General features: G+C 38.5%; 17 protein-coding genes. 15 read left to right on the top strand and 2 right to left on the bottom strand.

All coding sequences use genetic code 11. The features are described from left to right. Positions 1-149: 149 nt before the first annotated feature. On the bottom strand, positions 150-2,156 hold the full coding sequence (gene ligA, locus J4Q03_RS08200) for an NAD-dependent DNA ligase LigA (RefSeq protein WP_426047699.1): 2,007 nt from the start codon (positions 2,154-2,156) through the stop codon (positions 150-152). Between the two features lie 238 nt (positions 2,157-2,394). Here ligA and J4Q03_RS08195 point away from each other — a divergent pair, with 238 nt between their 5' ends. The 12 genes from J4Q03_RS08195 (at position 2,395) to J4Q03_RS08140 (ending at position 19,700) form a co-directional block, all read left to right on the top strand. After that, positions 2,395-5,490, top strand: a complete 3,096-nt coding sequence (locus tag J4Q03_RS08195; RefSeq protein WP_426047698.1) for a carboxypeptidase regulatory-like domain-containing protein — start codon at positions 2,395-2,397, stop codon at positions 5,488-5,490. Positions 5,491-5,551: 61 nt separating this feature from the next. Further along, a complete protein-coding gene (locus J4Q03_RS08190) occupies positions 5,552-6,298 on the top strand; it encodes a glycerophosphodiester phosphodiesterase family protein (RefSeq protein ID WP_426047697.1) in 747 nt (248 codons plus the stop codon). 452 nt (positions 6,299-6,750) lie between these two features. Further along, a complete protein-coding gene (locus J4Q03_RS08185) occupies positions 6,751-9,723 on the top strand; it encodes a SusC/RagA family TonB-linked outer membrane protein (RefSeq protein ID WP_426047696.1) in 2,973 nt (990 codons plus the stop codon). A 12-nt stretch (positions 9,724-9,735) separates the two neighbouring features. Beyond that, positions 9,736-11,181: a SusD/RagB family nutrient-binding outer membrane lipoprotein gene (locus tag J4Q03_RS08180; protein WP_426047695.1), complete on the top strand. Its 1,446-nt coding sequence runs from the start codon at positions 9,736-9,738 to the stop codon at positions 11,179-11,181. A gap of 109 nt (positions 11,182-11,290) precedes the next feature. Beyond that, the gene (locus J4Q03_RS08175) at positions 11,291-12,856 is read left to right on the top strand and encodes a calcineurin-like phosphoesterase C-terminal domain-containing protein (protein WP_426047704.1); all 1,566 of its coding nucleotides are present in this window, start codon (positions 11,291-11,293) and stop codon (positions 12,854-12,856) included. 587 nt (positions 12,857-13,443) lie between these two features. Then, positions 13,444-14,157: a 3-ketoacyl-ACP reductase gene (locus J4Q03_RS08170; RefSeq protein WP_426047694.1), complete on the top strand. Its 714-nt coding sequence runs from the start codon at positions 13,444-13,446 to the stop codon at positions 14,155-14,157. Positions 14,158-14,413: 256 nt separating this feature from the next. Further along, on the top strand, positions 14,414-15,241 hold the full coding sequence (gene prmA, locus J4Q03_RS08165; RefSeq protein WP_426047693.1) for a 50S ribosomal protein L11 methyltransferase: 828 nt from the start codon (positions 14,414-14,416) through the stop codon (positions 15,239-15,241). A gap of 17 nt (positions 15,242-15,258) precedes the next feature. After that, positions 15,259-16,101, top strand: coding sequence for an SH3 domain-containing protein (locus tag J4Q03_RS08160; RefSeq protein WP_426047692.1), 843 nt, complete (start codon positions 15,259-15,261; stop codon positions 16,099-16,101). A gap of 454 nt (positions 16,102-16,555) precedes the next feature. Next, positions 16,556-17,431, top strand: a complete 876-nt coding sequence (locus J4Q03_RS08155) for a helix-turn-helix transcriptional regulator (RefSeq protein ID WP_426047691.1) — start codon at positions 16,556-16,558, stop codon at positions 17,429-17,431. Positions 17,432-18,045: 614 nt separating this feature from the next. Further along, positions 18,046-18,858, top strand: a complete 813-nt coding sequence (locus J4Q03_RS08150) for a hypothetical protein (protein WP_426047690.1) — start codon at positions 18,046-18,048, stop codon at positions 18,856-18,858. Between the two features lie 49 nt (positions 18,859-18,907). After that, positions 18,908-19,348 carry a transposase gene (locus J4Q03_RS08145; protein ID WP_426047689.1) on the top strand — a complete coding sequence of 147 codons (441 nt, stop codon included), beginning with the start codon at positions 18,908-18,910 and terminating at the stop codon, positions 19,346-19,348. Positions 19,349-19,367: 19 nt separating this feature from the next. Continuing rightward, on the top strand, positions 19,368-19,700 hold the full coding sequence (locus J4Q03_RS08140) for a helix-turn-helix domain-containing protein (RefSeq protein ID WP_426047688.1): 333 nt from the start codon (positions 19,368-19,370) through the stop codon (positions 19,698-19,700). Between the two features lie 13 nt (positions 19,701-19,713). On the opposite strand, the gene J4Q03_RS08135 is transcribed toward J4Q03_RS08140, so the two are convergent. Continuing rightward, on the bottom strand, positions 19,714-20,094 hold the full coding sequence (locus J4Q03_RS08135; protein WP_426047687.1) for a helix-turn-helix domain-containing protein: 381 nt from the start codon (positions 20,092-20,094) through the stop codon (positions 19,714-19,716). 682 nt (positions 20,095-20,776) lie between these two features. Here J4Q03_RS08135 and J4Q03_RS08130 point away from each other — a divergent pair. From J4Q03_RS08130 to J4Q03_RS08120, 3 genes are all read left to right on the top strand, one after another. Further along, entirely contained in the window at positions 20,777-21,373 is a 597-nt protein-coding gene (locus J4Q03_RS08130) for a hypothetical protein (RefSeq protein ID WP_426047686.1), read from the top strand. A 141-nt stretch (positions 21,374-21,514) separates the two neighbouring features. Beyond that, a complete protein-coding gene (locus J4Q03_RS08125) occupies positions 21,515-22,102 on the top strand; it encodes a Crp/Fnr family transcriptional regulator (protein WP_426047685.1) in 588 nt (195 codons plus the stop codon). Positions 22,103-22,155: 53 nt separating this feature from the next. Further along, entirely contained in the window at positions 22,156-22,839 is a 684-nt protein-coding gene (locus J4Q03_RS08120) for an MBL fold metallo-hydrolase (RefSeq protein WP_426047684.1), read from the top strand. Positions 22,840-22,934: the final 95 nt, after the last annotated feature.

Genomic DNA, 22,934 nt, shown 5'->3' with positions numbered 1-22,934 from the left:
TCCTGCTTTTTACTAAAATATCAAAAAAATTCCTGAAAAAACAAATAACGGAAATCTAAACCTGAAAAATTGTAGATCGCAAACTTTGAGACACAAAAAAAGACTGCCCCTTTTGAGACAGCCTCTTCTGTTTTTATTTGTTAAAGAGATTACTGTTTCTCTATCAGATCCAAAAATTCCTGTTCATCCAGAATTGTGATGGTACCAATGTCCTGGGCCTTTTTCAGCTTGCTTCCCGCTTTTTCGCCTACCACAAGGAAATTAAGGTTTTTAGAAACTGCAGAAATATTTTTTCCGCCATGCTTTTCCACCATTTCCTCCGCCTGCTCTCTTGTGAACAGGGACAGTTTTCCCGTGAAGAGGAAAGCTTTTCCATCCAGAATATTAGACAGGACTTCATTCGTGCTTTCTCCCTTTTCAAGCTGCACGCCGTATGATTTTAAACGTTCAATCATCAGGATGTTCTCCGGATTATTGAAGAATTCTACAATGCTTACGGCAATCTTTGCTCCGATATCTTCCACCTGGCAAAGCTCTTCTACGGTAGCATTCTTAAGCTCATCAATGGTAGCGAAATTTTTCACCAGTTTTTTGGCAACGGTTTCCCCCACATGCTTGATCCCGATTCCGTACAGAACCTTTTCAAACGGAATTTCTTTTGATTTCTCTATTCCGGAAATAATATTCTGCGCCGATTTTTCAGCCATTCTTTCCAGCGGAAGAAGCTGTTCCTTCGTCAAAGTATAAAAGTCTGCAGGATTTTCAATCAGACGTTCTCTGTACAGCTGTTCTATTGTTTCGCTTCCAAGATTTTCAATATTCAGAGCCTTTCTGGACACATAATGGATCATTCTTCCCACAACCTGTGGCGGGCAGTGAAGCTCGTTCGGACAGAAGTGAATCGCCTGATCAACAATTTTTACAAGCTCCGTGCCGCATTCGGGACAGTGTTTGATGTATTCTATTTCTTTGCTTTCGTCAGTTCTTTTTTCAGTATTAACACCCACAATTTTTGGGATAATCTCACCGCCTTTTTCCACATAAACAAAATCATGATCATGCAGATCAAGTTTTTTAATGATATCCTCATTGTGAAGAGAAGCCCTTTTAACGATCGTTCCTGCCAGTAAAACAGGCTTCAGATTGGCAACCGGAGTAATGGCACCCGTTCTTCCTACCTGATAGGATACGCTCTGAAGCTCAGTTTCAACCTTTTCAGCTTTAAATTTATACGCCATAGCCCATCTCGGCGACTTTGCCGTATAGCCAAGCTGTCTCTGCTGCTGTAGAGAATTCACTTTTAGAACAATTCCGTCAATTTCAAAAGGGAGATTATGTCTTTCCGTATCCCAGAAACTGATGAATTCTTTCACTTCATCCATGGTTGTACAGAGTTTGGCCTGCTGGGAGGTCTTAAAGCCCCAGCTTTGTGCTTTCTGAAGCAGTTCCCAATGACTCTGTGCCGGAATGTCTTCAGAAATAAACTGGTAAAGCACCGATGAAAGTCCGCGTTTTCTCACTTCTCCGCTGTCCTGCATTTTTAAACTTCCGCTGGCCGTGTTCCTTGGATTCATAAAAGGATCAAGGCCCTCCTCCTCACGCAGTTTATTGATCTTGTCGAAGTTCTTCCGGGTCAGGTAAATTTCACCTCTCATGAAAAAAGAGGCTGGAAAATCGCCCTTCAGCGTCAGAGGAATATCTGAAATAGTACGGACGTTTGAAGTAATTTCATCGCCCTGGAAACCGTCACCACGCGTTACAGCCTGTACCAGTTTTCCGTTTTCGTACAGGATGGAGATAGAAGCACCGTCATACTTCAGCTCTGCAACAAATTCCACAGGATCGCTGATGGTTTTGATAATTCTTTTCTCCCAGTCTTCAAGATCGTCGAAATCATAAGAATTATCCAGGGAATACATTCTGAATTTATGCTGAATCGTTGGAAAAACTTTGGTAATACCGCCGCCTACTCGAACCGTAGGTGAATTTTCGTCATAAAATTCCGGATGTTTTGCTTCCAGATCCTGAAGCTGCTCCAGGAGCATATCAAATTCATAATCAGTAACGGTAGGAGTGTCCAGAAGGTAGTAGTTCTCATTATGCTGGTGGAGCTCTTTACGAAGCTGTTCTATTTTTTGCTGTATGTTTTCAGACATTGCTTTCTATCTTTTGAGCAAAAATAGCTAAACTAATTCCATTAAAAAATACCATAATTAAATATTCTGGAAATATTAAAAAGTTGTAATACCATTTAAAATGTTAGTAATCATCATTTTAAAACGTTTGTTTAAATTAATTTAACATAATGTTATGATTTAGTTGAAAATTTGTTAAAACTCCCTTAAACAGATGGTTCAGAAAGTCAAAATACCTTTGCACATCTAATTTGAAAAGATGAGAAAAGTAAAGATTGTACTAGGATTATTGTTTTTGGGATTTGGAACACTGGCTTATGCGCAGACTACGCAGGCTTCTATTGTGGGAAAAGTAACAGGACTGGGCAGTACGGCTCAGGAAAAAGTGAAAGTAACGATCGTGAACGAGTCAACAGGGTTCAGGACGGAAACGGAGACCAACTCTAAAGGAGAATATATCTTCAAAGAAATTCCTTTGGGCGGACCCTACACGGTGATCGTGAACGAGGAGAAAAAAGAAGGTTACAACGTTAACTTCGGAGATCAGGTTACGGTGAACATGAGCTTAGACGGCGGAGAAAAGCAGATTGAAGAAGTAGTGATTACCGGAAACCTGAAAAATAAGATCGGAAACCTTGGAGCGGCTACCGCAATTTCAGCGAAAAATATCAGTATGCTTCCGGTAAACGGAAGAAACTTCACCAATCTTACGGAATTGTCCCCATTAAGTGGAAAGGGCGGAAACCTTTCCGGACAGCTGGGATCTTCAACCAACTTTACGATTGATGGGATGACGGCTAAAAACCCTACCTCTGCAGGATCTACAACCAGCCGAAGCGGTGCACCTTTCTCTATTTCTATAGAAGCGGTGCGTGAATTTAAAATCACCACCAACCAGTATGATGTGACACTGGGAAGAAGCGGCGGCGGAACGGTAAGTGCCGTTACCAAGTCCGGTACAAATAAATTTTCAGGAAGTGCCTGGGAATATCTGAGAACCAACTGGCTTTCCAGTCCGTATGACATCAGAGGAAATAAAAGAGAGAATGATTTCTCTACTTCCCAGTTCGGGTTCTCATTAGGCGGACCGATCATTAAAAATAAATTACACTTCTTCGTCGCATGGGATCATCAGCTGGATTCTAGACCGTTGATCATTGCGGATATCAAATCTAAAGACGACGAGAAGAGATTTAATACAACACCTGAGACGCTGAACCAGTTCCTTGATATAGCAAGAAAAAAATACGGAGTTGGAAATTCGCCTCAGTTCGGTTCATTTGATAAAGTAAGAAATTCTGATGCAGGGTTTTTACGTTTAGACTGGCAAATCAATGAAAAAAACTTATTGACGTTAAGGAATAATTTCACCTACGATCTTAATAAAAACGGTTTGGGAGACAATACGGCGATCAATTTCTTCGAATCGTACGGAAATGATAAGAATATTGACAATAGCTTACTCTTAACTTTAAGATCAAACCTAAAGCCTAACCTTACGAATGAGCTTAAGGCACAGTATCTATACACATTTCAGGACAGCTACCAGAACAATGAACTGGGAAAACCTGTTCCAAGAGCTATCGTGGAAAATATCATTTCGCCGGGTATCGGGGCTACAAATATCCAAATCGGGGGACACCGTTTTGCACAGGAAAGCTTTAGAAACAATGTATTCCAGATTGTTGACAACCTTTATTACAATACAGATAAAGTAAAATATACTTTTGGTGCGGATCTGATGTATACCACGTCAAAATCGGTGTATGGAAGTGAGGTAAACGGAAGGTTTCATTTCAGGGAGGAGGCTGCAAACCCAAGCAACCTTTATAATTTTAATAATCTTACCCCTTACAGATTTTACAGAGAGGTACCTCTGATGGATGATCCGTCTGTAAGATCCAGCATCTGGAATATTGGTCTTTATGGACAGCTTCAGACCAAAATTGGAGAAGGTTTGGATTTAATGGCAGGTTTAAGATTAGACTACGGAGGATATCCAAAGGCTGAATTCAACCAGAAATTGTACGACGAGATGGGGATCAGAACGGATAATAAGATCAAGTCTTTTGTGATCCAGCCAAGATTCCAGTTTGAATGGAACTTCAATGAGCAGAATAAAGACTTCCTGAAATTCGGAGCAGGGATCTTCTCTTCCGATATCAACAATTATATGGTGATCAATAACCTGGTGTTTGACGGAAAACACCTGGCAACAGTAGATGTAGATCCTGCTGTGGCTGGGCTTACTCCGGATTTCTACAGTTACAGGAACGATTACAGTACCGTACCTTCACTTTCACAATACCAGATCCCAACGATCAACTATACTGGAGAAGATGCTAAAATCCCCATTGTGTATAAGGCTAATATCTCCTATACTCACTTTTTTAATGAAAGATTCAGAGCAGGAATTGCGGGTTATATGGCTTTAGGAAGAAATAATTACTTCTATTATGACAGAAACATGAAGGCTGACCCATTATTCACTCTAGCCAATGAAGGGGGAAGGGGAGTGTATGTGCCGGCTTCTTCAATTCAGGGGGCAAAAGTAGACTGGAAAGAAGGAAGAATCAATAAAAAATTCGGAAGAGTGCTTGAGCTTGTAAGCGATGGAAAAGTAAACCAGTTCTCATTTGTGGTAGATACAAGTTACCGTTACTGGAAAGATGGGGAAATCACGGCAAGTTATACATGGTCTGATATCAAAGATAATACCTCATACAACGGAAATGTAGCGAATTCTGCAACACTGTCCACTCCGGTTCAGGGTGATCCTAGAGATTTAAGAATGGGCTATTCTGACAACCAGTTCAGAAATAAGATCGTGGTTTACGGTAACTCGCCTACCATTGCAGGATTTACTCTGGGAGTAAGATATTCAGGAATCGGAGGAACCCGTTTCTCGGTGACTGCAGGAGGAAATATTAACGGTGATTTCGTAGATTCTAACGATCTTGCATACATTTTCCCGGAAATTATTACCCAGCCGCTTCTTAACGATCCGGAAGTAGGACAGGCTTTGAAAGATTATGTTGAAAAATATAACAATGCCATTGCGGAACGTAACGGAGGTAAAAACGGTTTCTACGGAGTATGGGATGTTCGTGTTGCGAAGAAATTTAAATTTGAAAAAATCGGTGCATTCGAGCTTTCTGTAGATATTTTCAACCTGGCGAACCTTCTTAATAAAGAATGGGGTGTGAATAAATCCTATGGTAATATGTCTTTGTACAGGGTGACAGAATTCGACCATGCTACCAAACAGTTTAAATACGTTAAAAATACCAGCGGTTTGGCGCCTCTTTCCGGTAATCCTTATCAGATCCAGATCGGAGCCAAATACAGTTTTTAACATTTAAACATTACCTTTATCAAACATTTTAAGTTTTTTATTTTAATTATCCAATTGTATTATGAAAAAATTTATCTTAGGGTTAGCAGTTTTAAGCACAGTCGTAATGAAGGCACAAACCCAGATTATTGCACACAGAGGCTATTTCCAGGCTCAGCCGCCTACCACGGAAAATTCTATTAAATCTTTAGAAAATGCCCAGAAATTAAAGATATACGGATCGGAATTCGATGTCAGAATGACCAAAGACGGTGTTCTTGTGATCAATCATGACGAGCATCATGGTGAAATGGAGATCTCTGAAACCACTTTCAAGGAGCTGGAAGCATTGAAGCTGTCGAATGGCGAAAAGTTTCCTACATTAAAGGATTATCTGAAGCAGGGTAAAAAAGATCCTTCTTTAAAACTTATTGTTGAGATCAAGCCTGCCAAAACTCCGGAAATAGAAAATGAGATCACTCAGAAAACCCTTAAAATGATCAGAGATATGAAGCTGGAAGGGCAGAGCGAATATATTTCTTTCAGCCTGAACATCTGCAAACAGATCAAAAAGCTGGAACCGACGTTTAAAGTACAGTATCTGAATGGTGAGCTTTCTCCTGAGCAGATTAAAAAGGAAGGTCTTGACGGGATGGATTATCACTATAGCGTTTTCCAGAAAAATCCTACATGGATTTCTGAAGCTAAAACTTTAGGCCTTATCACAAACGCCTGGACAGTAAATGATCCGGCAGTTTATCAGGAGTTAAAAAATCAGGGAATAGGTTTTATTACGACCAATATTCCTGATCAGCTAAAGAATAAATAATAGATTTGCCTAAAAATTGTGCAAATCTTGAAATGTACAGCCTGTCTCTTGGAGGCAGGCTTTTTCATGTAATCGGAGATAGAATAATACGTCCGCTTAGTCAATCAATCAAAGATTGATTCTTCTTTGCATACTCAGTTTGCGTTATTAAAATTAAGCCTTTGCGTTAAAAATCAAAAAAATAAGGTAATATAAAGTGTAGATAATGAATAGTAAACAAGTTTCCCTTTTGAATGGTTGGGATTTTCTCAGCGAAAGACAGTAAAGGTAGGCTAAAGAAGATGTACAATGGTGTTAAAAATTCTTAACTATTTAAATTACTGATTTTCAGCTGATTGGATATTGTGTTAAACTTAGGTTCATGATTTGTTTAATAATATTTTAATAAATGTTAAAATTGTATTAAAAGTATAGCCATAATGTCGTTTTAATTTTGCGCAAACAAAAAGGATATGCGTAAAGAGACACAAAAACTGCTGGTTTTGTCGCTGCTTGGATTAGTAAGCGTCAATCTGGCAGCTCAGCAGAAAGTAAAAAAAGATACTGTTAAAGGCATTGATGAGGTGGTGGTAACCGCTTTGGGAATCAAAAGACAGGACAAGTCTTTAGGATACTCTACCCAAACTGTAAAATCAGAAGAAATCCTCAAAACCCAGAATAACAACTGGGCACAGGCATTGGAAGGGAAAGTGGCCGGACTGAAAGTTCAGACAGCAGGAGCGGGACCACTGGGAACCAGCCGGATTACCCTTAGAGGAGACGTTTCGATGAATATGGGCAATAACGGAGCCCTGATCGTTGTAGATGGCGTTCCTTTAAGTGACAAAAGAAACGGAACAGGAACTTCAGCTTACGGCGCAGGTTCGGGAGGCGACCTTCCGATCGATTATGGGGACAGCTACAACAGCATCAATCCGGAAGATATTGAATCTGTTACCGTTCTGAAAGGACCGAGTGCTTCTGCGCTCTACGGCTCCAGAGGTTCCAGAGGAGCTATTATGATCACCACGAAATCCGGAAAAACAAAAAAGGGGAAAATTCAAGTTACTTTGAACTCCTATACCAGCTTTGACAGCGTTCTAAAATGGCCGGATTACCAGTATGAATACGGGCAGGGAACCATGCAGAAAGACAAAGGCGGAAATTATTACTACTCTTACGGAGCTTCTGCAGACGGAGTGAATACCGGATCTACCAGCAGTGCTTTCGGACCGAAATTTGACGGGCAGTATTATTTCCAGTACGATCCTTCAGTACAGGGGCAAAGTAAAGAAAGACAGCTCTGGAGACCCTATAAAAATAATATTAAAGATTTCTGGCAGACAGGAACTACCTATTCAAACAGTTTATCATTAGAACATTCTAATGAGACCACTGCCTTCAGATCATCGCTTTCTTACCTTAAAAATGAGTGGATGATGCCGAATACAGGCTTTGACAGGCTGAATGCGGCAGTATCTGTTGATCATAAGATGAGCAGTAAACTAAGGGTGGGAACCAAACTGAATTTCAGCCAGACCAAAAGTGATAACCTTCCGGCTACAGGGTACAACAACCAGTCGATTTCATATTTCATGATCTTTCAGAATCCAAACGTAGATCTGGCATGGTACCGGCCTATCTGGAAGAACGGACAGGAGCAGGTAGACCAGATCCATCCTTTCAGTTCATATATCGATAACCCCTATGTTATTGCTTATGAAAACCTGAATTCTACAGATAAAAAGATCATTACCGGAAATATTAATGTAAACTATCAGTTTGCGAAAAACTTTGATGTTGCCTTCAAATCCGGTCTGGAATGGAGCAGTGAGTTCCGTACACAGAGAAGACCGTGGAGCTCTGCCAATTATCTGAAAGGGTATTACAGAGAGCAGTATATCAAATATTTAGATCTGAATAATGATATCTTATTTACCTATAAGAATAAATTCGGAGACTTTGGAGTAACAGCATCAGCCGGAGGAAATATCAGGTATTATGAGCAGACTATGAATGATTACCGGGCGATAGGTCTCAATAAAGCCGGCGTATATCAGCTGACCAATGCAATTGCATTAGACAATAAGCTTCCAAGGCCAAACGACAACCAGGTAAACAGTACCTATGCACTGGCGAACTTTAGCTATAAAGATCTCGTTTTTTTAGATGTGACCGCCAGAAATGACTGGAGCAGTACACTGCCTAAACACAACAGATCTTATTTTTATCCTTCAGTGTCCTCATCATTTGTTCTGTCTGATATATTCAAAATGAAGTCGGACCAGTTCAATTTCTGGAAACTGAGACTGTCATGGTCGAAAGTAGGAAACGATACCTACAACTATATGCTTGATAAATACTATGAAAACAGCTCTTTTGCCGGTTCCGTAGAATCTCCGTTGTTATATCCTAACCCGGATCTGAGACCGGAAATGATCACCAATATTGAAGGAGGAATGGATTTCACGATCCTCAAGAACAGATTAACCTACAGTATCACAGCGTACCAAAATAATTCCAAAGATCAGACTATTGTGATTCCGGTACTGTATGAAGTAGGCTACAACAAAAGGATCATTAATGCAGGGGAACTAAGAAACAGAGGAATTGAAATGACCTTAAATGCTTATCCGGTAAAAAATAAAAACTTCTCCTGGAATATCAATGCTAACTGGTCTATGAACAGGAATAAGATTATCTCCCTTCCTGAAGAATTCCATGGCGAACCTTATACCATTGGAAGTGTAGGCGGTGTGGTGTATTACAATGCTGTAGTGGGTGGTTCGCTGGGAGATATGTACGGTTACGGTCTGATGTATTCTCCGGACGGCCAGGTGATTTACGGCAGTGACGGACTGACGGCTAAGCCTACAGAAATGAAAAAAATAGGAAATGCCTATCCGAAATGGAGAGCTGGTCTTCAGAATGAATTTAAATATAAAAATATTACTTTAAGCTTCTCATTTGACGGACAATACAAAGGGATAGCCTATTCCCAGTCTCACCACAAAATGTCTGAGCAGGGTAAACTGGAGCATACGCTTTGGGGAAGAGATAATCCGAATGGACTGATCGTAGGTCAGGGTGTGGTTCAGAACCCGGATGGCAGCTTCTCACCGAACACCAAAGGAGTTCCTGTTCCTACGTATTACTCAGATTATTACAGGAGAGCCAATGTGGAAACGAACTCATTCGACACCTCATTCATCAAGCTCAGAGATGCCAGGATTTCTTATTCTTTCCCAAAATCAATTGTTGACCCTTTGAAAGTTACCGATATAACGCTTGCCTTATTTGGAAGAAACCTTTGGATGTGGACAAAATTCCCATTGTTTGACCCTGAGGCTGCAACGCTGGATGATTCTACCATTACCCCTGGAATAGAAATGGGGCAGCTGCCTGCTTCAAGAACAGTAGGGATACAGTTAAATGTTAAATTTTAAAAAATCAGAATAATGAAAAGACTTATCTATATATCTTCATTTCTCATGCTTGTAGGAACTGCCGTGTCGTGTGACAGAAACCTTGATGAGATCAATAAAGACCAGAGCCGGATCAATAAACCGGTAGCCAGCTCCCTGCTGGCTCCTGTCCAATATAATATGGCTGCGGTAGGCTATAACAGGGCTAATGATTTTACTTTCGACCTTATGCAGGTATCTCTGGACTTTCCGAACGAAGGAAACTCACTAAGCCGTTACTACATCACTGAAAATACAGGCGCCGGATTCTGGAATAATTCCTACCGGTGGCTGAAGCAGGTGGACGATCTGAAAAGAGCCGCTGTTGAAGAAGGAGATAAAAACTATGAAGCCATTGCGTTGGTACTGAATGCATGGATCTATTCCAATCTGACCGATACCTATGGGGATATTCCTTTTTCTGAAGCTTCAAAACTTGATGAAGGAATTTTACAGCCTAAATTTGACAGACAGAAAGATATTTATGTGAAATTGCTGGATGATCTGAAAACGGCCAATTCTCTTTTTATCACTAACAAAGTGCTTGCAGGAAATGACCTGTTTTATAAAGCCGAATCCGATGCGAACGGAATCACAAACTGGAAGAAGTTCTGCAATTCTCTTTCCTTGAGATTGCTGACAAGAATTTTAAGCAAGAATGGTGAGGTGAATGTTCATGCAAGAATTCAGGAGATCATCAGTAATCCTACGGTATATCCAATTTTTCAAAGCAATGCCGATGGAGCCAAATTGGACATCACGGGAGTTTCTCCTCTGATGCCGCCTATTGCCAGACCTCAGGATTTTACTACGGGAAGGGCTGCATCCGAATTTTTTGTCACAACACTGAAAGCAAATAATGATCCGCGTTTAGCCATGTTTTTCTCCCAGGCCAAAGATCTGAACAATGTCAATATAGGATATAAAGGGGCACCTTCCGGGTATGCCTTTGGAACGACATTCGATTATCAGCCTTCAAATCTAAATCAGAACCTTGCCAAAGCTCCTCTGAAAATCCTTATGTATCCTTATGCTGAGCTGCAGTTCATATTGTCGGAGCTTGCCTTTAAAGGAATTATCCAGGGAAGCGCGCAGACGTATTATGAGAATGGGGTAAAAGCAACGATAGAACAGTGGGGAGCAGTAGTGCCTGCCAACTATTTCAGTAATCCTAATGTTGCCTATAAACCTGAAATGGAAAGAATTATGCTCCAGAAATACATAGCGCTTTTCTTTGTAGATCAGCAGCAATGGTTTGAAAAAAGAAGAACCGGATTTCCTGTACTTCCAAACAATGGCGGCCTTCTGAATGGCGGTGCCTTGCCGCTTAGATTAATGTATCCGCCTAATCCAAAAGTTCTGAATACAGCCAATTATCAGACTGCAGTGCAGCAGATGGGTGGAGATGATATTAATGTGAAAATGTGGTGGAACAAGTAAAATTAATTAGAAGAATAAAGAATAAAGAATAAAGAATAAAGAATAAAGAATAAAGAATAAAGAATAAAGAATAAAGAATAAAGAAATGAGTATCAATATAAAATTTTTAATGCCTTGCGTATTGATTTCAGCAATGGCGTTCTCCCAGGATTCTGTTTCAGGATACGTATTTGAAGACAGCAGCAGGAACCAGAAGAAAGAAAACCGTGAAAAAGGAGTTGAAGGAGTTGCGGTTTCCAATGGGGTTCAGGTTGTTCTTACCGATAAAAGCGGTAGGTACAGCTTGCCGGTTCAGGAGAACCAGACCATCTTTGTGATCAAACCTTCAGGATATCAGACTGCCCTGAACAGCAATAATCTGCCTCAGTTTTATCACCATCACAAGCCAAAAGGCTCACCGGCTGATTTTAAATACAAAGGAACGGCACCAACCGGAAATCTTCCAAAAGAGTTGAATTTCCCACTTTATAAAAAAGAAGAAAACAAAAATTTTGATATTCTTGTTTTCGGGGATCCTCAGCCTTATACAGAAAAAGAGCTTGATTATTTTAAAAGAGGAATCGTAAATGAAGTGAAAAGTACCAAGAAAAATGCAGTATTGGGAATCAGCTTAGGCGATCTGGTAGGTGATAATCTGAGCCTTCAGAAACCTTATGCAGATGTGATGAAAGAAATCGGACTTCCATGGTATAACGTGATGGGAAATCATGATATGAATTATGATGCCAAAGAAGATCAGTTTTCAGATGAAACTTTTGAAGATAATTTCGGTCCGGCCAATTATTCTTTCAATTACGGAAATGTACACTTTATTATTTTAGATGATATTCTGTATCCCGATCCGAGAGACGGAAAAGGCTACTGGGGAGGATTCCGCGAAGACCAGCTGAAATTTATTGAAAATGATCTTAAACTGGTTGATAAAAACAAGTTGATCGTCATTTCCTTCCACATTCCTTTAGAACACAATAACGAAGATAACTTCAGAAATGCAGACCGTCAGAAATTATTTGACTTTCTGAACCCTTTTGAAAACGTTCTGCTTTTATCCGCCCATACTCATATCCAGCAACAGATCTTTTACACGAAAAAAGCAGGCTGGAACGGAGCAAAAGATCTTCATGAATACAATGTAGGAACTACTTGTGGAGACTGGTATTCCGGAACCCCTGACGATGCCGGACTTCCTACCTCAACCATGAGGGACGGCACGGCGAAAGGATATTCTTTCATCAGCTTTAATAATAACCAGTATAAAGTTAAATACAGAACGGCAGGAAAACCGGAAGACTATCAGATCAAGCTGTATGTTCCGAAAGTGATTCCTTATCCGTCGAAAACTTCTGCAAAGATCCTTGCCAACTTCTTTATGGGCAGCAAAAAGGATAAAGTGGAATACAGAATAGACAACGGAGTCTGGGAAGAGATGTCTTATGATGAAGCAGTAGATCCTAATTTTGCCCTTTCTGTATTCAAATGGGATTCTACACAGAATTTATTCCCGGGAAGAAGGCCTTCCAACCCTGAAATGTCAAAACATATCTGGACGGCAGGTTTTCCTAAGAAGCTTGCGTTAGGAAAACATAAACTTGAAGTGAGAGCTGCAGATATGTACGGAAATCAGTTTACCGCTTCCGAAGAGTTTGAGGTACAGAACCCAGTTCTTATTCCCTAGTTTTTCATTTTTTACTATACTTTCAAACAGAAACCGGTTTATTATTAAGCCGGTTTTGTTTTTATTTCCCTAAGCAGATTCTGATCATAGACATTCTAAAATCTTTGATTTTAAAAAAACTTAAGTGAACTTCTTCTTACAAAGCATTTCACTTCAAAATAACTTAAGTGTCAAAATCTTTTGTGACTTTTGTGGTTGATTTTTTATCTCTCGCAGATTACAGGGAGTACGCAAATTTAAAATTCATTTTGTTTAAAGACTTATGTGAACTTTTCATTGCAATTATTTTACTTCAATAACTTAAGCGTCAAAAACTTTTATGACTTTTGTGGTTGATATTTTTATCTCTCGCAGATTACAGGGATTACGCAGATTTTAATTTTCATTTTGTTTAAAGACTTATGTGAACTTTTCATTGCAATTATTTTACTTCAAAATAACTTAAGCATAAAAAGCTTTTATGACTTTTGTGGTTTAAAGAAAAAATCTGCAAGCTTAATTCCGCTATTAAAATTCAGTTAAATCCATATTCTGCCGGCCTTTTAAAAATGTTCTTTCGTAAATTTGTCTTACGAAACAATAATATTATGAATATAAACGGAAAAAATGCCATCGTAACAGGTGGTGGAAGAGGTTTGGGAAAAGCGGTTGCCTTAGCTTTAGCCAATGAAGGAGTGAATGTTGCTGTTACCGGTAGAAATGCAGATAACCTTAAAAGTACGGTTGAAGAAATTAAAGCGCTTGGAGTAAACTCGGCCTATGCTGTTTTCAGTATTGATAATGAATCCGAAGTGAAAACAGGTATAGAATCCCTTGCGAAACAGCTGGGAAGCGTAGATATTCTGATTAATAATGCCGGAATCGGAGATTTTGGAAGTATTGAAGATATGCCTTCCGAAACCTGGGAACAGGTAATCAGGACCAACTTATTCGGAGTATATTATGCGGCTAAAGCAGTTTATCCTTTCTTAAAGGCTAACGGTGAAGGAGATATCGTTAATGTTGCTTCTACAGCAGGTTTAAAAGGCGGCCCGAATATGTCAGCGTATGCAGCATCCAAAGCTGCGGTAGTATCTCTGTCGCAGTCCATGATGGCAGAATGGAGAAAGCAGAACATCCGTGTGATCACTTTGACACCAAGTACTATTGCTTCCGATATGAGTATTCAGGGAGGCCTTACAGACGGGAATCCGGATAAAGTACTTCAGCCGGAAGACTTTGCAGAATGGGTAAGAGATATTTTGAAAATGAACAGAAGAGCATTGATTGCCAACGGTTCTATTTTTTCTACAAATCCTTAGATTGGTTATGAGTTCCGGGATTCAGGTTTACATGATGTTGCGGGAACTAAAATTTATAAAATATTCAATAGGAGCGGGCTTTAGCCCGCTTTTTCTATTACACAAACCTATCCGGCTTTAGCCAAAACATAAAAAACGGTACCAGCCTTTGCTATTAAGACAAAGGCATTATTCTCAAAATATAACAATACTCATGACCCTTCAATTTTTTTAACAATAATAACATCCTTATTTTTGCACTAAATTATTCACTCACATGCAAAATTATTTAGAATTCAATTTCAAGGTTTCTCCACTGCAGCCATGGAACGAGATATTAATGGCAGAGCTTATCGAAATAGGTTTTGACAGCTTTACAGAAGAAATTGACGGAATTTTAGGATATATACAGAAGGAACAGTTTAAAGAAGAAGATCTTAAGGCACTTCCGCTTTTTGAAAATGAAAATGTACAGATCACGTATTCCTTCGAAGAAATGCCCAATATCAACTGGAATGAAGAATGGGAAAAGAATTTTTCGCCAATCAATATTGATGATAAAGTGCTGATCAGAGCAGAATTCCATGAATCTGTTCCGGGAATGCATGAAATTATCATTCAGCCCAAAATGTCTTTCGGAACAGGACATCATCCCACGACTCACCTGATGATTCAGCAGATGATGGATATTGATTTCAACAGTAAAAAAGTGCTTGATATGGGCTGTGGAACTTCCGTGCTGGCCATTTATGCAAAACAGCAGGGTGCGGGAGATGTAAAAGCAATTGATATTGATGAATGGTCTGTGGAAAATTCAAAAGAAAACGCTGCCAGAAACGGCGTTGAACTGGATATTGAATTGGGAACCGCAGACAATTTGGGAAATGAGAGTTTTGATATCATTCTGGCCAATATCAACAGGAATATTCTGATCTCTGATATCCCAACCTATATTTCTGTCATGAATAAGGGTGGACAGCTGCTGTTGTCAGGATTGTGCTTCTTTGATGTTGATGATATCCTTGAAGTTTGTCAGGAGAGCGGACTGGAACTTAAAAAGAAGCTGCAGCGTGAAGAATGGGTAAGTCTGTTGCTGGAAAAATAATGAAACAAAACAGGAATATGAGATCTTTACTGAGCCTTTTGTTTTTGGTGATGTTACAGCTTCTTTCGGCGCAGGATAACGATATGGCTTATCCTGACGGCGTTTTTTTCTTTGAAGAGAATAAACCCCAGAAAATTTTCACAGACTGGACCAGAGTAAGAAAAGAACCGGATGTAACAGCTGAAGTAACAGATTCATTGCAGACCAATCAGCAGGTGATGATTCTTAAGAGGGAAGAAAAAGTGCTCAGGCTGGGCGAAAGAGGGGCCAACTGGTATAAAGTGTCCTATCAGAAGGGAGATTTGGTTTCCGAAGGGTATATCTGGGGTGGAAATTTATGTGTTGGCTACCGCAACAAAAACGGTTACGACTTCCTTTTTGGATTATCGAAAACAGTAGACCGGAAAAATAAAGAATATAATGAAACTGTAAAGCAAAACATTGCCGGAATAAAAGCAATGGAAGGAAATACTTTGATTGATGAAGTATATTTTGACACCGGAAGCGGGGAGGAGCTAAGCTATGCTGAATTTACCGTTGAAAGCGGACATAAGCTGCAGAATGTGGAACTCACCCTTAAAGCTATGGTTTCCGGCGAAGCCTGCGGAATTGCAAGCTATAGCCAGTATGTTCTTTTAAAAGATAAAAAACTGGTCGCTCTGCCACAGCTAACCAATGTAGGGGATGCCGATGTATACTATCATTCCGAGGAATTTGTATTTCCAAATGATAAAGACGGAATTCCTAATACCTTTATTTTTAGAATAGAGGAAATGGAAAAAGATGAGAAGGACAGAGAAAAGAAAAAACGTTCTTCCAAAACATATCTCTGGAACGGAAATTCTTATAAGCTTAAATAGAATTCAAAACTGATGATAAAAACAAGCTGCCGTATAAAATTGCGGTGGCTTTTTTATATTCTGCAGACAGGTAATAGGAGACCGGCTTTTATATTTTATTTATTACTTCGCATATTTACCTTTTTTATACGTTTTTTCATCGAAATAATTTCATCTGGAGGAATTATTTTTGTGGCACTAATCAAAATGAATGGTATAGATTCAAAGATGATTAAGGACGTAAGAGATCCTAGATATTTTTTTATCATTTGTGTATAAACTGCATCAGTATAGGTGCAGTTTTTTTTGGAATGAACATTGCAGTTGTGGAGGAAATTTCAGTAGGATCTTTTATTACTTTATGACAGGACTCTCTCATAGTGCATTAGCTCTTGTATTACTGAATTCAGAAAAGAAATATAAAAAATTGTAAATATAATTACTGCTTTAACCGTTTCATTTATATAATACAACAATGGAAGCATTCCTAATTGAGCCATTTCTTAATGCTGATAATGGTATTTCTTATATCAATACCAAAAACATATCAGAGTTGTTATTACTACGGCCTGCGGAGCTATTCCAGCCACATAGAACAGAATTTAATGTTATCTATCTTTTCGATGAAGGCGGGGGGAAGCATACTATAGATTTTAACACCATTGATGTAGAGCGCAAGTGTATGCTTTTTGTTACTCAAAATCAAGTTACCCAATTCCATGAGCCTGTCAATTACAAGGGTAAGGTACTAATTTTTACTGAAGACTTTTTTTGTACAAATAATTTATTTCAGACCCAGTTTTTTGGACAAACAGATCTATTTAATGATCCATTAAACTTACCTTATTTTGAAGTAGGGGAAAGGTTTGATGAGATTTCCGCCCTGTTCGGCTTTATTGATGATGAACTTAAAAGACCCTGTCATGAGGCTCAGTCTGCCATTTTAAATAATTACCTATTCAACATCCTTTTAATTGCAGATAACTTATCTGGCTGCAAGGACAGAAAGCTGGATGTTTCTAAAAACAAACTTTTACTGTCAAAATTCAAGTCTATGGTTAATAGAAACATTCATCAAAGACATACCTTAGAATTTTATGTTGAAAATTTAAATGTGAGTTTGCGAACGCTTCAGATTGCTTTTCTGGAAGAAGAAAAACAGACACCAAAACAATGGTTGACGAATAGAATGATTCTGGAAATTAAAAGAAACCTCTGTTATCACGATAAAAGTATAAGTGAAATTGCATACAAGCTGGGTTTTAAAGAGGTTACCAATTTTATTAAGTTTTTTAAATCCAAGACAGGTCTAACTCCCTCCCAATTCAGATCCCTTTCATCAAAAAAATAATTCCCTTATACCCTTTAATTGGTAGTTCTTACCATGGCCAGATTCCAGGGCCTAATTTTCTTAAAACGAATCCAGATTACATAAAGTAAAAAGCCACACCCTCTATATTAGGTGTGGCAACAACACAAATGATGAAAAAAAAATATATTTTCGAAAAAAAGCTATATCAGTCAGTCAACACTTAAACTGAATTATATAAATCTTTAATGGATACAAATTAAAATCTTTTTTAACCAAAACTATTGATATATAAGCGAATAAAAATGATCAAAATTAATAGTTTGGATAATGATATTCTGAATTGGAATAGAGCCAGACTGTAAAGCTTGTTCGCTTCATTCAACGTTAAATTGAAATCTTAGACATATAGTTAACTAATACAGAAAGTAACCTTTTTACTCCTTTTATCTGACTGATAATCATTTTCTTATTGCTTTTAAAATATATAGTGGTTTTCGGAAATTTTATAAATTAAATTTCCGAAAATGGATAATTATTTGTTTGTACGCCTGCAAATTTGTATTGACTTTTACATTGCTAAAGCCAAAACATATGGGCATGTTTTGAGACTAAATAACTGATAGCTTTTAACTAAAAACCAATCCAATAATATCATGAAAAAAAGATTACTTTTATTACTCACTATAGGCATAACATCAGCATTGTATGCACAGGTTGGGGTAAATACTGCAAATCCTTCTGCAACGATGGATATTGTAGGGAATCCAGCAATAACAACTTCCATTGACGGACTGCTGCCTCCACGTGTTACAGGCGATCAGTTAAAAGCTAAAGATTCTGTTTACGGAAATGTTCAAAATGGTGCAATTGTATATGTTACGGCACCCGTTGGGACTTCAACACCCAAAACAGTACATGTGACAACATCAGGTTATTACTATTATGATGCCCCAAACAATGTCTGGACAAACTTTAACGGGAACAGAGATTCTGGTGGAACAGGAACAACACTTTTTGCAACTAAAAATGGTGCCTGGTCGCTAATAGACCTGGGTATTTCCGGGACAAGCTGGAACAAAATAAGTCTTACATCAACAGACACTAAAACCGGGGTTCCAACGCTGCTCAACAATGGAGTGTATACAGCCCCAAAAACAGGATTGTATGATGTTAAATATGAGGTTCAGCTGGCAGGAGGCGTTGATTTAAGTGTGTTAGGTGGCAAAAGATTAGGGATCCTGAAAAATGGCAGTACAGTATTTGAGCAGAAAATTATTGATGCTGTCCGTGTATCCATTCTCAGTGTCACTCTTGCTTCGGTGCCTGTTACCTCCACTACTGTTGGAGCTATTATTCCACTGAATGCAGGCGAAACCATCACATTTGCTATTGAAACCGGAGGCGTTAATTTGTCATTACTCACAGACAGTAAAGTGTCGGTAGCCGTGTACAAGGTTTCTGACTAATCCAACCCTATTAAATCTCAGGGACTTGCTTGATTATTTGTAACAGAACATGAATTATAAAAAAATACATATCGGGAAGTTGATTGGTTTAAAAGTCGAGGAATCAGGACTTGAAATAAGCTATATCTGCACGTTTTTGAAATGCGATATGGAGGAAATCAAAAAAATGTATGAAACAGAAACTTTGGATGCAGAGGTTCTTCTGAGTTGGTGCAAGCTTCTGAAATATGATTTTTTCAGGGTTTACACGCAACACTTAATATTATACTCCCCTCAAACAAAGGTTTATCCCTGCAATAAAGATCAAAAGAAGAAAGAGCCGGCAAGGCCGAAATTTCGTAAAAATTTGTATACAGTTGAAATAATAGCATTTATTATGGAAAAGATTTTTTCCGGAGAAATGACAAAAATACAGGTAATAAATAGATACGGAATTCCAAAGACAACCCTGTATAAGTGGATATCCAAATATGAAAGCATGGAAGTTTAAAATCAAAAATATAAGATAGATGAAGAAGAATATTACACCGAACTATAAGCTGATCTTTTTAGATATAATTGAAGAAAAATTTCCGGACAGGAAAGATATTTGTATGCCAATAATAAATAAAAATGAGCTGTCTCAATTTGATGTCATTGAACTGAATCAAAAGATTTTCGGAAGTATTGATAAGGCTGCATTTACTTTAAATCAAAAACACAAAGCATATAATAAGAGTAGTATTTTAAAGATTTTAAATTATCAAATTGAAAACCATTTAAGTAATATACAAACTGCTGCGATTTTTAAATTGAGCAGGAATACCATTGCTAAGTGGAAGAAAGATTTTACAGTAACTTAAACGGGAGCCACAATTATTTTTTCATAGAGCAAAACGATATATCATTCTTATTCTCAAAATATAACGATGGAGGAAGCCCCGTAATTTCTTTAAACGTTTTGGTGAACGAAGAAGCCGTAGCAAAACCTGTGATTTCTGCAAGATAGCTTATTTTATATCTTCTGTATGCCATATCACTTTCCATCTTGGTGATGATATAATTGATCCTAAGATTATTAATGTAGGACTTAAAGCTATCCGATTTATATTTTTTAATAATCGCAGATAAATATTTTACATTCGTCCCGAATTCTGCAGCAAGATTGCCAAGCGTAATCCCTCTTTTTGTAAACATATTATGATCTTCAAAATTATTTAACTTGGCCAGAATTAACAGTTCAGTACTGCTGTTCATTGAATTTGGTAATTTGGGATCAGTTATTCCCGCAGTGCTTAAATTGGTAATTTTTTCAGGTGGATAAACGGCTGAATTGTTATTTGTATTTGGTTTTATTTTGATAAATAGGAGTAACCCGATAATTACTGCTATTGAAACAGCTAAGCATAAAATTAAAATTTTAATCTGTGGCGGATTCTTCATGGACTTGAGGCATACGCTGCAGTCCTTTGCCATTAAATTTAAGCCTTTCATCTTTTGGCTGCACAGGCAACCGGCATTATTTCCTTTTGTATTTGAGTTATTGCCTAAAACTGAAAAATCAGGGTTAAAATTAATGACCTTTAAAAATTTCTGAAGTTGGGGATATGCACGTGATTTAATTTGGTCTTTTACATTTGTATAATTATAAAATTCAGAAGAGACATTTAATTTTTTTTTCTTCTCAACTGCCATTGAAATGAAGACATACAATATGAGGTGAAAAATGTAACTCATAATGCTTGTTGTGGTACTCAGAAATATATTTTTTTTGTAAAGCGACATTATCATGATGACGCAATAATATGGTAAATAACCACGGTGTTAGTTATCAATTTCCGAAAATAAATGATAATTTTTAACATAAAACATTTATCATTTTGCATTTAAAATTTCTGCTGATAAATTATAAAATGTTAGCCGTCATATAAATATAACTATGAAAAGAAAATTTAGCCCTTTGATCATCGGATTAGTGATAATGAGCATCCTGATTATTCTCTTTTATGATGTCATTTTTACTTTTCGTTCGGAATTTGATGTTGTGGATCAACCAAATGATAAGGTGATCCCTATGTTCAATACTGAAATTGACAGACAAATTGAAGAACATACGCAAAGCATTGATCACAGAGGCTATAGTAAAGAAAGCCGTCAGAATACGATCAATTATCTGAAATCACTGAGATCAATTGAAGGATATGCCCGGTACGGCGTAAAATCTACCAAGGCAAGAAACTATATCGAGCTCAAAATAGAGTTCAGTAACGGCAAAATCGTTGATCAAATTTATACAGGTCAGAGTATATCAGGGTATATGGCTCCCTCTTTACTGATGAAAGTAAATATGATAAACGGAAAAGCAGTAAAGGTTTATACCAATGGACAGGAAAGAAATAATGTACCTGAATCGTCTATTCCTGATATCAGGCTGATGATTGATAAAGCGATTGCTTACGATATCATTCAACACCGGGATGCGTACTTCGTCCCTGCTAAGACACAGGAAGAAATTAACAAAGAATGGCAACGGTAAATAAAGTGAATTAAAAAAGACTGCATCTGCGGTCTTCTTTTGAATGGACAATAATTGTTAATTTTGAATGTTGGATTTGGTAAGTATCCATACATGTTTAAAAGAAAATAAAAGAAAATAAAAGGAAGAAAAGACTGCGGAATGACTGACGTATTTGAAAATTATCTATCCTCAACAGGAGGACTATCGACAGAAGAAATCAATTTTTCTGCACAGTTCTTCAAACCGATCCGTTTAAAAAAAGGTGATTTTTTTATTCGTGAGGATGAATCCTGCCGCTATATCGGATTTATCGCTAGCGGTGCTGTAAAAGCATATGCTGTCGACAAAGAAGGAAAGGAAAATGTAACCTGTTTCAAGTTTGAAAATGAATTTGTGACCTCGTTTCCGGAGTTTGTGGCGCAGGAAAAATCCAGAAGGAGTATCAGAACTATAGAAGACAGCGTAATCTACAGGATAAATTACACGGATTATCAGCATCTGCTTGGTCAGGTGACCGCCTGGAACGGAGTTATACAATCGGTGATGGAGCAGGAGTATAACCAAAAGGAACGTTATCTGCTGAATTACAATAATAGGTCAGCTGTAGATAAATACCGTCATGTCCTGTCTGGTGAACCGATGCTCGTCCAGCGCACAGCGACACAGGATCTGGCATCGTACCTGGGCGTCACACAGCGATCGCTTACACGGGCCAAGGGACAGATACACAGACCCGATGGATTATAGGACAAATGTCCTTATGCCGTCCTGATCAGTGATGTAGATTTGCACAAAAAAAGATGTTACATCAAATTGCTCCCGAAGTGTTCCAGATTTCCCTGATGCCGCGAAACAGTATCAACTGCTATATGGTTGAAGGTGTATTGGTAGACTCCGGAATACGGAGTTCGTATACCACTGTAAAGAAAGCTCTCCAGAAAATCCCCGTTTATCAACATATACTGACGCATGCACATGCAGACCACCAGGGCTGCAGCGATCAGATATGCGCTGAGTTCGCGATACCCTTAATCTGTCATCCCGACGAAGTTTTTAGGACCGAAACGGGTATGGTAACCAACGACTATCCAGCTCCGCAACATTGGGTAGCAAAGCTTCAACAAAAATACTGGGCAGGTCAGGGGCATAAAGTCGAACAGACAGTTGTTGAAAACGATAGAATCGGAAACTTTCGGGTAATAGAGACGCCCGGACATTCGGCAGGTCATATTTCTTTATTCCGTGAGCAGGATGGTGTACTGATAATCGGAGATGTGGCGACCAATATGAACCTGCTCACGACAGCGGCCGGTCTGCGGCTTCCGCCAAACATATTCACCTCGGATCAGCAGCTCAACATCAAATCACTCCAGAAGTTAGCAAAACTGAACCCTGCCATTATCTGCTTCGGTCACGGACCGGTCATGCGAAATACAGATCGGAAATTTGAGCGATTTGTGGCTAAATGCAGCGCGGCTATTTAAAGACAAGCACCCAAAATTCAAAAAGGAACACTGTAGATGAAGAAAATGTGTTATAGCAAAGCTTAATTGATCCTTTATAGTACGGTTGTCTATTT

It is taken from the genome of Chryseobacterium sp. NFX27, from assembly GCF_049887855.1.
Lineage (GTDB): Bacteria > Bacteroidota > Bacteroidia > Flavobacteriales > Weeksellaceae > Chryseobacterium.
The sequence above is the reverse complement of the archived record's forward strand: the minus strand, read 5'-3'. Positions and strand labels throughout refer to the sequence as shown.